Annotated in this window: 10 protein-coding genes; 1 reads left to right on the forward strand and 9 read right to left on the reverse strand. The window is 38.3% G+C overall.

The window, feature by feature from the left end:
* Window positions 1-409: 409 nt before the first annotated feature.
* Both rsmD and ACFIKQ_RS04375 read right to left on the reverse strand, forming a co-directional pair.
* Entirely contained in the window at window positions 410-976 is a 567-nt protein-coding gene (gene rsmD / locus ACFIKQ_RS04370) for a 16S rRNA (guanine(966)-N(2))-methyltransferase RsmD (RefSeq protein WP_273787828.1), read from the reverse strand.
* A complete protein-coding gene (locus ACFIKQ_RS04375; RefSeq protein WP_375656047.1) occupies window positions 957-2,357 on the reverse strand; it encodes a pseudouridine synthase in 1,401 nt (466 codons plus the stop codon). Before ACFIKQ_RS04375 ends, rsmD begins: the two co-directional genes overlap by 20 nt.
* Before the next feature lie 269 nt (window positions 2,358-2,626).
* Between ACFIKQ_RS04375 and ACFIKQ_RS04380 the strand changes: the two genes are divergently transcribed.
* Window positions 2,627-3,073 (forward strand): nucleoside deaminase, encoded by a 447-nt coding sequence (locus tag ACFIKQ_RS04380; protein WP_375636040.1) that lies wholly within the window; start codon window positions 2,627-2,629, stop codon window positions 3,071-3,073.
* A gap of 648 nt (window positions 3,074-3,721) precedes the next feature.
* Here the strand turns inward: ACFIKQ_RS04380 and ACFIKQ_RS04385 are convergent.
* The 7 genes from ACFIKQ_RS04385 to ACFIKQ_RS04415 all read right to left on the reverse strand — a co-directional run.
* Window positions 3,722-4,213, reverse strand: a complete 492-nt coding sequence (locus ACFIKQ_RS04385) for a hypothetical protein (RefSeq protein WP_375644617.1) — start codon at window positions 4,211-4,213, stop codon at window positions 3,722-3,724.
* Between the two features lie 177 nt (window positions 4,214-4,390).
* Window positions 4,391-7,306: an isoleucine--tRNA ligase gene (gene ileS, locus ACFIKQ_RS04390; protein WP_375635954.1), complete on the reverse strand. Its 2,916-nt coding sequence runs from the start codon at window positions 7,304-7,306 to the stop codon at window positions 4,391-4,393.
* 248 nt (window positions 7,307-7,554) lie between these two features.
* Window positions 7,555-9,306, reverse strand: a complete 1,752-nt coding sequence (locus ACFIKQ_RS04395; protein ID WP_375656048.1) for a porin — start codon at window positions 9,304-9,306, stop codon at window positions 7,555-7,557.
* A gap of 1,469 nt (window positions 9,307-10,775) precedes the next feature.
* Window positions 10,776-11,657 (reverse strand): outer membrane protein, encoded by an 882-nt coding sequence (locus tag ACFIKQ_RS04400; RefSeq protein ID WP_375647121.1) that lies wholly within the window; start codon window positions 11,655-11,657, stop codon window positions 10,776-10,778.
* A gap of 182 nt (window positions 11,658-11,839) precedes the next feature.
* Entirely contained in the window at window positions 11,840-12,010 is a 171-nt protein-coding gene (locus ACFIKQ_RS04405) for an outer membrane protein (protein WP_375635957.1), read from the reverse strand.
* Window positions 11,980-12,405: a hypothetical protein gene (locus ACFIKQ_RS04410; protein ID WP_375652654.1), complete on the reverse strand. Its 426-nt coding sequence runs from the start codon at window positions 12,403-12,405 to the stop codon at window positions 11,980-11,982. The genes ACFIKQ_RS04405 and ACFIKQ_RS04410 overlap by 31 nt, the downstream gene beginning before the upstream one ends.
* A gap of 618 nt (window positions 12,406-13,023) precedes the next feature.
* On the reverse strand, window positions 13,024-13,457 hold a 434-nt coding region (locus ACFIKQ_RS04415), incomplete at its 5' end, for an outer membrane protein (protein WP_375652652.1).

Genomic DNA, 13,457 nt, shown 5'->3' on the forward strand with positions numbered 1-13,457 from the left:
TTCATCGGTAGTAAAGCTAATAATACACTAAAGCTTTGACAATGTGTTACACTTTTAATGTAGATGAAATTAACAAATCAGCATATAACTTACAAAAATTAGCAGCAATACATACTGCTAATTTAGGTCCAATAGCATTACACCTCAAAGCAATTTTTGGCTAGACAGAAGAACAGATGGCCCCTCTATATTAAAGGGCGTATATTGTAAAAGACTCGCTCTTGGGGCTATGAAAAACTTCAAAAAATGAGAGATTCAGACAAAAAACATAATGAAATCAAAATTCATCAATTCCTTTAACATTAGAATCTTTTATTTATTTTCTGTTTAACCTTTTAAAAACCATATAAAATGAAGAAAACTGTAAAGAAGCATTTTTTCATCCTACCGGATAAAAACAAGAACTTTCTCAAAATGTAAGCGATCGTAATTTATAGAGACGTATTGCTGTCTCACCATAAAAACGCTCATCGTCTAGATAAAAGACATCAGGTAAATGAATCATTGTATCTTTCTTTTCTTCAAGTATGAAGAGTGTATCAGCTTTTGCCCACCCTCCTCGCAAAGCTTCTACGAAAGCACGTTCACCTAAACAACGGCTATAGGGAGGATCAGCGCAGATAACATCAAATGGAAGCATTGTGCCAATATTGCCAAGTTTTGTCGCATCACGACGCAAAATCCGTCCTATCGACTGTAATTCAAAGGCTTCTATATTTTTTTGAAGCAACCCACGCCCCTCAACCGAGTTTTCAACAAAAACAGCCGCCTTTGCTCCACGTGAAAGTGCTTCGATGCCTAAAGCACCAGTACCAGCAAAAAGATCAAGAATACGTTTATTGGTCCAAAATTGTTCTTCACGGCTAGAAAGAATATTAAAAAGGCTTTCACGTGTACGATCACTCGTTGGGCGAATCGACTGATTAACAGGCGAAAACAAAACACGCCCAGCAAATTTACCGCCTATGATCCGCACGTGAACCTCCAAATCGCTTCGAAGTTTTTGCACCATCCCTATGTGGTTTAGATTTTTTCATAGCACCACCAAACGATTTTACCTTTTTCTTTCTCTCAAAAGAATGCTCCTCATGTCCACTTTTTATCATTTTCTCTTTATCCTTGAAAAAGCGATCTTTCTTACCAGAGGGATGCGTCTCGTCATAAGATGTTTTGCCACGTTTTTGAACAAAACTTCCCCTCTTCTCTTTGTGTAACGGACTTTCTTTTAGTTTTTCCTTGCCTCGATGAAAGGATTTTCTACCATCCAAATCGCTCTTATGGTCATGCGATTTCTCCTCACTATAGGAAGGCTTTCTACGTGTACTCTGCGGACGTGCACCAGGAGCCATCCAAACATTAGCACGGCGAGAACGCGGTAGAAAACGCTCTGCTTTTCCTTCCTCACTTTTCTCCTTCTTTACATTCTCATGAGACTTTGTACTTAATCGTGCACGACTATGTTCAACAGAATCATCTCTTGGTCGGCGCCGTATCGCCCTTTCACTTGAGAAAACCCAACCATCATTTGCAACAGAAAGATCTTTTTGGCTTTGCTTTTCTGCAACAACTGCAGAATTTGAAAATGGCTTAAGAATAGGAGCATCAAAATCTGCATTAGCTTGCATAATCAAACGCTCCCCCAACTGATCTCGTAACATCCGCCCTTTTAACTCTTGCACGGCTCCTTCTTCTAAATCAGAGAGATGAAATGGACCATAAGATACACGTATTAATCGATTAACTGATAATCCCAACGCCCCTAAAACATTCTTTATTTCACGATTTTTTCCTTCACGCAAAGCGACAGAAAGCCATATATTAGATCCTTGTTCACGTTCAATTGATGCTTCAATCGAACCATAAAAAATGCCATTAATCGCAATACCATTTTTAAGGTTATCCAGCGCGCTCTTCTTTACTCTTCCATGAGCACGGACGCGATATTTGCGGACCCATCCTGTTACAGGAAGCTCTAATACACGCGCTAAGCCACCATCATTAGTTAAAAGCAAAAGCCCTTCCGTGTTAATGTCAAGCCTTCCAACAGAAAGAACACGCGGCATTCCTTTTGGTAAATTACTAAATACTGTAGGTCTGCCTTCAGGATCACGGTTCGTGGTGACAAGGCCTGCTGGCTTATGGTAAAGCCATAAACGCGTTCGTTCTATAGGAGGTAAAGGTTTGCCATCAACTTTAATAACATCAGAGCGGCTAACATTAAAAGCAGGCGTTGTCACGACCGTACCATTTACAGAAATGCGACCTGCAACAATCATCATTTCTGCATCTCGACGCGAAGCAACACCAGCACGCGCTAACCTTTTAGCAATTCGTTCACTCTCATTATTTTCATTCATTTGCGTTTCAAACCAATCTTTGCCAGTATGTTCAGAAAATTATTCACATGCACCATACCGCTTATCCTGAAAGAGGAAGTAGCATAATCATTTATCATTTTCTATCCTTTAACGACAATAATGTATTTGTTGACTTGCACGTTTGTTTTAAACACTTTAAAAAATAGAGGTATTCCTTTCATTATAAAAGCGTAATAAATTATTCATTCCATCACATTTCTTATCGAGATAACCTTTAGATTTTCTATACCTTCAGTAGAAAGAATATGATGACTTTGACGCCCATGGAAATAGCCCTTTTAGAAGCGCAATGGGCTGCAAAAAAAGATGAAGTTCCCGTAGGCGCTGTCATTACACGTGGAAAAGCTATCATTGCACGCGCTGGTAACTTTATAAAATCTGCATATGACCCTACAGGACACGCAGAAATGCGCGCAATCCGTATGGCTTGCGAAACATTGCAAAGCGAAAGGCTTCCTGATTGCGACCTTTATGTAACACTTGAGCCTTGTGCTATGTGTGCTGCTGCCATTTCATTTGCACGCATACGACGTCTCTATTACGCAACAAATGATCCCAAAGGGGGAGCTATAGAAAATGGTCCACGTTTTTATCAGCAACCAACCTGCCATCACAAACCTGAGATTTATTCTGGTTTTAAAGAAAAAGAAGCTGCTCAATTACTTAAAGATTTTTTTATACAAAAGCGATACTAAAAACAATTCTTCTTCCATAACTTTCACTCTTTAAAAACTATCCTATTTCTCAAAAAAAGACTATTAATTCCTCTGATATATATAGCAAAAGCCATTTCGAAGCATTTTTTCTCTTTTTTAATGCTGAATATTGCTTCTATTAGATAATACATTCACTCATAAGAATAATTCATTATTTTGTATATAAAATATAAAGTCCAAAATATCGTAGATATACTCTCATTTCAAATTACATTGAAGCAATAAAAGTTACTTTCTTGCACATCATAAGCGGGATTATCTTCTGGATAAAGAACGTTTTAGAAAAGACTAAAAATGTCTCTTATGAAGGCTCTCAAATGCAAGAATTGTCGCAACATTGGAGTTTGGAAAATAAAATGATAGTATCAGTTTTCTCCTTCCTAAGCATAAAGATATTGGAGCACAATAGATTTTACGTTATACTATCCACATGAGCGATGTTGTAAAATGAGCTTGAGAAATGTTTCGTGTTAGGAAACGCATAAGGACTCTCTCGATGCTGTTGTCATATTGCTATTTCATGAGAATAACACCCCTCCTACAACAGCATTATAACTGCGCGAGAATGAGAGCTTGGTATAATAAGTAATTAGAAAAATTCTTTACTTTAAATATTTTGTCTTTTCCCTATCGACCAATAGGTGCGGTTTTTGCCGGTTGGCGATAACTTAAAGGTGGTTCAGTGAGATAGCGACGGTATTTTGAACTTCCAACTTGTGCTCTCTGACGACGTAAATATTCCTGTCGTTGCTTCGCATTCAACTGTGAAGGGTTTTCTGAACCAGCGCCATTAATTGACGATCCTTTGTGAGGAAAAGACTTATTTCCTTGATGCTTCTTCGATGCTGCTATTTCATTGACAGATCTATCTTGTTGTGGAATCGGTAAAAATCCGCGCGAACTAGGGCTTGGTATTACAAGTTTTGGATGAGGTTTCATAACAATCTGGCTACTGTTATTTGTTGGTGTTAATGAAGTAATATTAGCAACATCTTCAAAAAACTGTATCGAAACTGGTTTATCGGTACCATAGGTAGGAGCTGATAAATTGCATCCCGTTAAAACAAAGCACATCCCTAAAATTCCTATTGGAAATATTTTTATTTCACGTTTTCTCACTGCCTATTCCATTTCCTAAGTATATGGCTAATTAACATTCCCGTTATTTATGAGAGAACGTTCCATACACAAATTTCCCCCCTGCAGATAAAACAACGGAATTTTTCTCGTACCACAAAAAACTATATTCATCAATATGAGAAATTTACTTGCATTTCTTTCCTTTGATCTAAAATTTTAAATCTTGCCAAGAATCTGCAATTCCCGCAAAGCAGCTGCATCACGAGCAGATACATCCGGATAAGCAGGATCACTCCCAACATCTTGTGTATAACGCCATGATCGAGCACATTTTTTTCCTAATGCCTTCTCTGGATATACACCAACACCTTCAACATCATTCAAAGTAAAAGCATCGGAAGGTATTGTATCCTGCGTAATTGTGAGTTCACTGGTAATACAGATCTCCGCCATATCCACATTTTCTAATGCTTCTCGTAAAGCCGGATTGGAAATAAAAACAACAGGAGCGGCTTCTAACGAGGATCCAATACGCTTATCAACGCGTTCAAGCTCTAAAGCACCTGTAACAACTTTACGGACCTGCCGAATTTTTTTCCAACGCTCAGACAAAGATTGATTTTGCCATTCTTCTGGTACAGAGCGAAATTGTTCTAAATGCACCGATTGGCTTTCTGGGTAACGCTCTAACCAAGCTTCCTCCATAGTAAAAGGCAACATTGGAGCAAGCCATGTTACCATACGCTCAAAAATCTCACGGACAACCTGCAAGGAAGACTTGCGTTTTTTTGATGAAGGCGCATCACAATAAAGAGAATCCTTGCGGATATCAAAATAAAATGCCGATAACTCAATGATTGAAAAATCCAATAATGCACGCATAATCTTTTTAAAATCAAATTCATCGTAAGCGCGATTAATCAACTGATCAAGTTCAAAAAGCCTATGCAATATAAATTTTTCAAGATCCGGCAGTGCGCCATAAGATATTTCTTCTCCATCATCATACGCTAAAGTTCCAAGCATCCAACGAATTGCATTGCGTAGTTTACGATATGAATCCACATTTGTTTGAAGGATTTTTTTGCCTAAACGCTGATCTTCCCAATAATCAGTTGTCATAACCCAGAGACGAAAAATATCAGCTCCAGATGTTTTAATGATCTCTTGTGGAACAACCGTATTGCCTAAAGATTTAGACATTTTCTTACCATTCTCATCCAAAGTAAAACCATGTGTGATCACTGCCTTATAGGGAGAGCAAGCACGCGTACCACAGCTTTCCAAAAGAGAAGATTGGAACCATCCGCGATGTTGATCTGAACCTTCAAAATAAACATCAGCAGGCCATTTCAAATCAGCCCGATCTTCTAACACAAAGCTATGGCTTGCTCCAGAATCAAACCAAACATCCAAAATATCATAAACCTGTACCCAAGGCTCATGTGCACGCTCACCTAAAAAACGTTCACGTGCTCCTTCAGCAAACCATGCATCTGCCCCTTCTGCTTCAAAAGCCCGTAAAATACGCTCGTTCACACCTTCATCTTTTAGAATAACACCATCCTCATTCGCAAAAATACAAATAGGAACACCCCAAGAACGCTGACGAGAAAGAACCCAATCAGGACGATCTTCTATCATAGAAGCTAGGCGGTTTTGCCCAGAAGACGGCACAAAACGCGTTTTTGAAACAGCTTCCAAAGCCCGACTACGTAAAGTTGAACCATCCCCAAAATCTTTATCCATTGAAATAAACCATTGCGGTGTATTGCGAAAAATAACGGGTTTTTTTGAACGCCAACTATGGGGATAGGAATGCTTTAAACGCCCCCGTGCAAACAATCGATCTGCTTTAATTAAAGCGTTAATGACCTCTTTATTAGCATCACCCATTTTTCCATTATCATCTATAATACGTGCAGGTCCTCCTTCACGATCTGGTCCCAAACCTGGAACATCTTTCGTATAGAACCCTGCATCATCAACAGGAAACGGTATAGATGAATCAATCCCCGTTTGCTCCAGTAAGGACTTATAATCATTCCAAATTTCAAAGTCCTCACGCCCATGGCTTGGCGCTGTATGAACAAAACCTGTACCAGCACTCTCTGTTACGTGCGAACCATCAAACAATGGAATTTTAAAGTTATACCCCCCAGCCAAACCTTTGAGTGGATGAGAAAGAACAAGAGCTTTCAATTCTTCAGCAGAAATAACACGCAAACGCTTCAAAACAAGTTTGGCTTTTTCTGCACAACTCATAGCTAACGCATCAGCAAAGAGAAGTTTTTCCCCAGCTTGAGGACCAAAATCATTTTCAGTACTTTCAACTTCGTAAATACCATAAGAAATCTGCGAAGAATAACTCACTGCACGGTTAGCAGGAATTGTCCACGGTGTTGTTGTCCAAATGACGACATAAGCACCATATAAATCATCAGAATTTGCTTTAAAAACAGGAAACTTAACCCAAAGCACCTCTGATTCATGATCATGATATTCAATCTCAGCCTCTGCCAAAGCCGTACGCTCCACAACAGACCACATCACCGGCTTGGAACCACGATAAATCTGATCTGACATAGCAAATTTTATCAATTCACTGGCAATGCGTGCTTCTGCATGAAAAGCCATTGTAGTATAAGGCGTGTTAAAATCTCCCACGACACCAAGGCGTTTAAATTCTTCACTTTGAACGGTTACCCAATGCTGTGCAAATTCACGGCATTCTTGACGAAACTCGTGAAGAGGTACCTCATCCTTATTTTTTCCTTGTGCTCGATATTTTTCTTCAATTTTCCATTCAATTGGAAGCCCATGGCAATCCCAACCAGGTACATAATTTGCATTAAAACCGCGCATTTGGAATGAACGAACAACCACATCCTTTAGAACTTTGTTTAAAGCATGCCCGATATGAATATGACCATTTGCATAAGGTGGACCATCATGAAGAATATAAAATGGACGATCTTTTGCTTGTTGGCGCAATTGCGCATAAAGCCCCATATTTTCCCAACGCGCCATCAATTCAAGCTCTTTTTGCGGAAGCCCTGCACGCATAGGAAAATTTGTCTGTGGGAGATAAAGAGTTTTTGAATAATCTATTGTTTCATTTTTCACAGTCATTGTGAAATATCCCTGTCCACTTTTACGGTTTCATTTTTGCATAACTTCCCTGAACCCTGCAACTCTGGTTTTTATCTATAGGGAAAGCCGAGCTTATCATTCGTATTAAGCAGCGATCAGGAAAATATATCATCACACTCTATGGGCTTTATCATGAAATTCACAAGAAAAGAAACCAAAAAGTGATCTTTTAAAAAATAAAGGCTCCACTAATAGTGGAGCCTTTTAGAAATTTACTCTTTTAAAAATTAGAATTTATAAGCTACACCAACACGGAAATCATTGGTTTTGTAGTTAACTTCAAGTTTTTCCTTTGCAAATTTCTTTTTACCAAAATCAGAGTAACGATATTCTGCACGTACAATCACATTATCCAGAAGCGAGAAATCAACGCCACCACCAAGTGTGTAACCAATCATGGTTTTTGTTTCATCAGCTAAGTTCTTAGAAGAAACGACTCTTCCATCCTCATCCTTAACGGATATTGATACAGTGTCTTGGAACTGCCCATAAGCAATACCGCCAGCAAGATAAGGCATAAAGCGATCAGCAGCAAAACCAATACGTACCCGTGTAGCACCACCCCAATTTTGTTTGAAAGTATGATTTAAAGTTTCAACTTCATCCTCTTGATCAAGACCAAGTTCAGAAGCCAGCTTTTTCATTTGTTCTATACCATATGCACTGGAATTGTTCTTATCCACCGCTTGTGTACTTTGTGCACCGTGTCCAGCCATATTCTGTCCACCATGAGAACGAGAAGCATGTGAACTAGCACCATGCGCATGAGCGCCAGAGCCATGCCCACCTCCATGAGATGCACCATGCGGATTAGCATTTCCGCTACCATGGGCACCATGATGACCTCCGTTTTGGGCTCCGCTTGTTCCATTGGAATCTTTTTCTGACTCAGAGGTTGAACCTGATCTCGCGAGTACAAGTCTCCCTCCGCTCGATACCGTTTTTTCTGCTGCTGATGATTGCGATGCTGATTGTACCGATGTAGCTGCTTTTGCTGTGGTCTGGCTTGCGTCTGTTCCTGTTGATGAGGTAGAAGATGCAGGTTTTATAGCAACTGGTTTTTCAGACGCTTTTGATTCACTTGCCCTTACGCCTGATGACTGATCTCCTAAAGCTGATCTCGTCCCTGAGCTAGGTACTGATTCAGATGTCGCAGCTGGTTGTTTTAAACTAACACTACCCGTTGTTGTCGATTGCGCTGTTTTTGTTGCTTCTGATTGTGTTCCTACCTGTGGTGATTTTAGCTGTGTTTTTGAAGCTCCTACTTCAGGTGTGGCAGATCTTGTTACTGTGGATCCTGCTGGTGCAGATCCTACTGAGGAGGATCCTGTTGGTGCAGGTTTTGCTGGGACAGTTTTTTTTGAAGAAGCTTTTTGTGTTTGTACACTTGGCGTTGATGGTGATGTTGCTGTTGATTTGAGTGTTCCTGTTGATGCTTCTGAGGCAGATGCTCTTGACCCAGGGTTTGTTACTGCGGATGTTCCTGAGGCGGTTTTTTGTGTTTGTGTTCCTGTTGATGGTAGTGCTTTTGGGGCTGGAAGCGTTTGTGGGTTTGCGGATCTGCGGGATCTTATGACTGCATTTTCTACTGTAGTGTTATCAGCCGCACCTATGGTAATTGTCTTTGTGTGCTTTTTACCAGATATCATTAAATCCGTATCGACACCAAAAATAAAGTTATCACCGAGATCAATATTAGAACCTGCATAAAAACCACCTACAAAACCTGAAAGTTTAGGAGAGAACTCTTTATCTAATGGCAAATTCTTTTCTTGATCAACAAGAGCCATATCAGATTTGCTCGAAAAACCACCAGCTTGGACACCTAAATAAAGACCTGTCCATGAAAAAGTAGGCGCAACAATGGTAGAAGATGTCGATGGTGCTGGTTGATGAGGAATCATAACATCAGCAGCTAGCGCTGTAGACGCTGAAATTAAAGAAAAAATAGATGCTGTTATTAAACGTTTTGTATTCATAAAATCTCTCCAAATATCCAAAATGAGATGTATATAGAGCATCTTTTTTGAAAGATCTGTAGCAAAAATGACACACTCACAAAAAAATAAAGATTTTTTGAAAATAAGGCTTCTTTAACTTTCAATTTTGCATTCAATGAGAATTTATAAACTAAATCACACTAGAATTATGTGTCTTAAAGTTGGATTCATTTTCATTAAATTTTCGCATAACTGTTAATGGCAATATTCTTTATAAATTTCTTTTTACCGAAATTTGAATAACAGTATTATGCATGCAATAAACTATCATCTGTTATTGCAAAATCAATGCCTGTGCAAACAGTGAAATCAAATGTTGCCTTTTTAAAAACCAAGCGCCATCAAAGTTTCATCTATTTATCAGCATGATCTATTTTTGGTGCTTTAGCAATAATATTTTGTATCTAAAATTAAGAAAAACAAAGGACTTATTCAAACACTCGCAAAAAAACTTTTAGGTTCTTTGCATAAACGTCTTCATCATGACGCATCAGTTTGATTTATAAGGATAATTTATTGTTTTCATGTTGAATAAAAAACTAATACTTTAGGATTCTATCATTTAAAACCTGTTTCATGTTGTATTAATCAAAACCATGTCTCTCGATAGCGGAAACAGTCTGTGGATAAAAAAATTAAAAGAATTTTAAATGCCTCTTATGAACGCTTTTAACAGCCAAGGTCTGTCCACAACATTGGTGGCTAGCAAAGTTGTATGATGATGCTAGCTTGCTCTTTTTATTAAGCGTGTAACGATAGTGGTGCTCTATAGATTTTATATTATTTCATTGGGAGGTTTTACCGTCTTATATCACTCACGGATACTGACATGAAGTGGGCTTGATGTAGTTTGAAAAATATTTCTTTAAAACAAATGTGTGAAGACACAACAACAAGTGTATTCCGTTTGGGGCGTTCTGTTTTGCATAAGGAGTGTGATCCCATAAAAAGAATGCAATAAACAAAAACGTAAGACAATGCCCTAAATACTTTTGAAAATCGTAAAGCTAAATTAAAAGAAGATGGTAAAGTTGGAAACTGGTTTCTATCTTTACATCTTCATATTCTTCCCCAATGAGACTGTATTTCCCAAAGCTTACTCCAACAGATATACGCAATATGCTCGCTCTAATCTGGCATATGCAGAATAAAGTTAGTCACTGGTTATGATCTTTTCCTATTTCTGAGATTAATTGAATACTTTTCTCTTAGGCGTAAAATGATAGCCGTGATATAAGATTTTATGTAATCAGTAGCTATAAAATCCATATATACCACCAATTCGCCCTCTATAATATAAAACTTTTTTCTTTAAAGTCTTATAGCACAAAATGATACAAATAAAAATAGAAGGGATTAAGAGATATAGAATAGAGAGCTAATAAAATAAAGGCCCCGTTAAACGAGGCCTTAGTATTTTTTATGCTTCTAATTTCATTTTTACGAAATTAGAATTTGTAAGCAACACCTACACGGAAGTCATTGGTTTTGTAATTGAATTCACGTGTATCGTTTGCAAACTTCTTTTTACCAAAATCGGAGTAACGGTATTCTGCACGTAAAAGAACGTTGTCTGTCATTGCAAAGTCAACTCCACCACCAATAGTGAAACCAAGCATTGTCTTCGTGTCATCAGCCCAAGTACCACCAGTCAAATCTATGCTTTGCTTAGCTGGCACATTTTCATCCCCGTCAGCTTTCTGCTCAACTTTAGCTCTCTCTCCTTTTCCTGCAACGGATTGAATGCCCTGTACCTGCGCATAGGCAATACCACCAGCAACATAAGGCATAATCCGGTCAACAGCAGCAAAACCGATACGGACGCGTGTCGCACCAGACCATTTTTCTTTGTAACTGTGCGTTTCTGTTACCTTGTCACCGTTTTCAAACTGTTGCTGATCTTTTAATTCAACCTTAGCTTTTTCAAGGGCATCATTAAAATTTGCTGCATCTTTTTCAGTAAGCGTCAATTCACGGGCTTTTTTTGATTCTTCACGGTCTGCCCAAACTGCATCGGTTTCAACACCGAGAATGAGACCATTTCCGAGGTCTACGTTAGATCCGGCATAAATACCACCCATGAAACCAGAAGGACTAGGTGTGTTATCTTTTTTGAAAAGCTCTTTATCTGCTCCTGGAATAGTTACTTTAGTTTTACTCGAAAAGTTGCCAACTTGACCACCAAGATAAAAACCCGTCCAAGAAAATGAAGGTGCTGCTGCGATAACTGCTGGTGCGACTTCATGAGGGATCATCACATCAGCAGCTTGTGCTGCAGAAGCTGAAATTAAAGCGGCAACAGAAGTTGCTATTAAATATTTTGTATTCATAATTTTGCTCCTAAATTAACTATAAAATGACCTTACAAGATTATAGATAGAAAAGCTGTAGTAAAAATGTCACAGTCATACAAATAAAAGCCCAGAAAACAGCAGTTTTGTCAAAGTCAAGATCTCTTGAAATTTTAATTTTTTATTAATACTTTTTATTCATAATCGCACTTTTGATGAAATTAGAACTTGTAAGCTACACCTACATGAAAGTCATTGGTTTTGTAGCCTAGTTTAGGGTAACCCTTTTTAAATTCCTTCTTACCAAAGTCTGAGTAACAGTATTCTGCACGAAGCAGAATATGATTTGTCATAGCGAAATCTATACCACCACCAAGGGTGAAACCCACCATCGTTTTTGTTTTATCAAATATCGTAGCAGAAACTTCTTTACTTGATTTACCATTTGCCGACTTTTTTGTTTCTGAAACTTTATCGACACCTTGTATTTACGCATAGGCAATACCATTGGCAACATAAGGCATAATGCGGTCAGCGACGGAAAAACCAACACAAACCCATGTTGCACCAGACTATTTTTCTTTGAAACCAATACGATACACTGCTGTGTCACCTTTTTGAAACTTTTTATTTTCATCCAATACAACAACACCAATGCAACACCAGCATCTTCAAATTCATCATTAAAATCATTAAATTCATCAATCGCAAGAATCTTTGAGACCGTCTTCGTTTCTCCTCGGTCTATCCAGACTGCATCGGTTTCAACACCTAGAATTGAGGACATTTCCAAGTTCTATGTTGGAACCTAAATAAATACCACCTATGAAACCTCAAGGCTTAGGTAGTCCATCTTTATCTGAAGTTTTTTCTTTTGTCTCTAAATCAAATACATCAATTTTGACTTGAAAAGTTGCCAACTTGACCACCGAAATAAAAATCTGTCCAAGAAAATGAAGGGGCTGTGATAACAACTGCTGGGGCTGTTTCACGAGGAACGATAATATCAGCAGCTTGTGCTGCAGAAGCTGCTGATAGCGATAATAGAAATTGTGACTAAAGATTTTATATTCGTAAACTTTTCTCCTCATTTATTTATGAGCAGGGTGCTATATGATTAGAGAAAGAAACGCTGTAGTAAAATGATACAATCATAAGAAACGAAAGATGACGCAAGATAAAGTCATTTCATAACTTCACTTTTTGCAAGAAATTGTAAGTTACAAGTACGTATAAGTCATTGATTTAGCGCGTAATTATTGCTTGTTGTTTATGAAAATCTTTTTAAAGAAATCTGAATAATATCTTTTCATCCCCCAATAAATATGGGAATATAACAACAGAAAATAATAGAGGCCCTGTCTTTGACAGAGCCTCTTGGAAGCTTATTTCGTTGTTGACGAAATTAGAATTTGTAAGCTACACCAACACGGAAGTCATTGGTTCTGAAATTATATTCTTTTTCTTTTGCAAAAAATTTCTTTTTACCATAGTCCGAGTAACGGTATTCTGCACGCAACAGGACATTATCAGTCACAGCAAAATCAAGACCGCCACCAATAGTGAAACCAACCATTGTTGCTGTTTCATCAGATGAACCTGAAACAAAAGTTTTATCACCTACCTTCACTTCTCCATGAGCAGCCTCTAGCTGTGTATAGGCAACACCTCCAGCAACATAAGGCATAATGCGGTCAGCAGCAGCAAAACCAATACGTACTCGCGTAGCACCAGCCCATTTCTGTTTAAAACCAACACCTTCTGATACATCTACAACTTCTTGTGCACCTGCATTTCTAATACTTAAACTCTTTACAGTTTCAGTTCCACTAGCTGGAG

The organism is Bartonella sp. MR63HLJHH (genome assembly GCF_042194155.1).
Classification (GTDB): domain Bacteria; phylum Pseudomonadota; class Alphaproteobacteria; order Rhizobiales; family Rhizobiaceae; genus Bartonella; species Bartonella grahamii.

Bases quoted from the DNA above. Each gene is read 5' to 3' on its own strand.
- ACFIKQ_RS04405 (WP_375635957.1), bottom strand. From the start codon at position 12,010: ATGGTGGGTTTCACCCTTGGTGGTGGTATAGATTTCGCTATGACAAAT.
- ACFIKQ_RS04375 (WP_375656047.1), bottom strand. From the start codon at position 2,357: ATGAATGAAAATAATGAGAGTGAACGAATTGCTAAAAGGTTAGCGCGT.
- ACFIKQ_RS04400 (WP_375647121.1), bottom strand. From the start codon at position 11,657: ATGAATACAAAATATTTAATAGCAACTTCTGTTGCCGCTTTAATTTCA.
- ileS (WP_375635954.1), bottom strand. From the start codon at position 7,306: ATGACTGTGAAAAATGAAACAATAGATTATTCAAAAACTCTTTATCTC.
- ACFIKQ_RS04410 (WP_375652654.1), bottom strand. From the start codon at position 12,405: ATGTCCTCAATTCTAGGTGTTGAAACCGATGCAGTCTGGATAGACCGA.
- ACFIKQ_RS04380 (WP_375636040.1), top strand. From the start codon at position 2,627: ATGACTTTGACGCCCATGGAAATAGCCCTTTTAGAAGCGCAATGGGCT.
- ACFIKQ_RS04395 (WP_375656048.1), bottom strand. From the start codon at position 9,306: ATGAATACAAAACGTTTAATAACAGCATCTATTTTTTCTTTAATTTCA.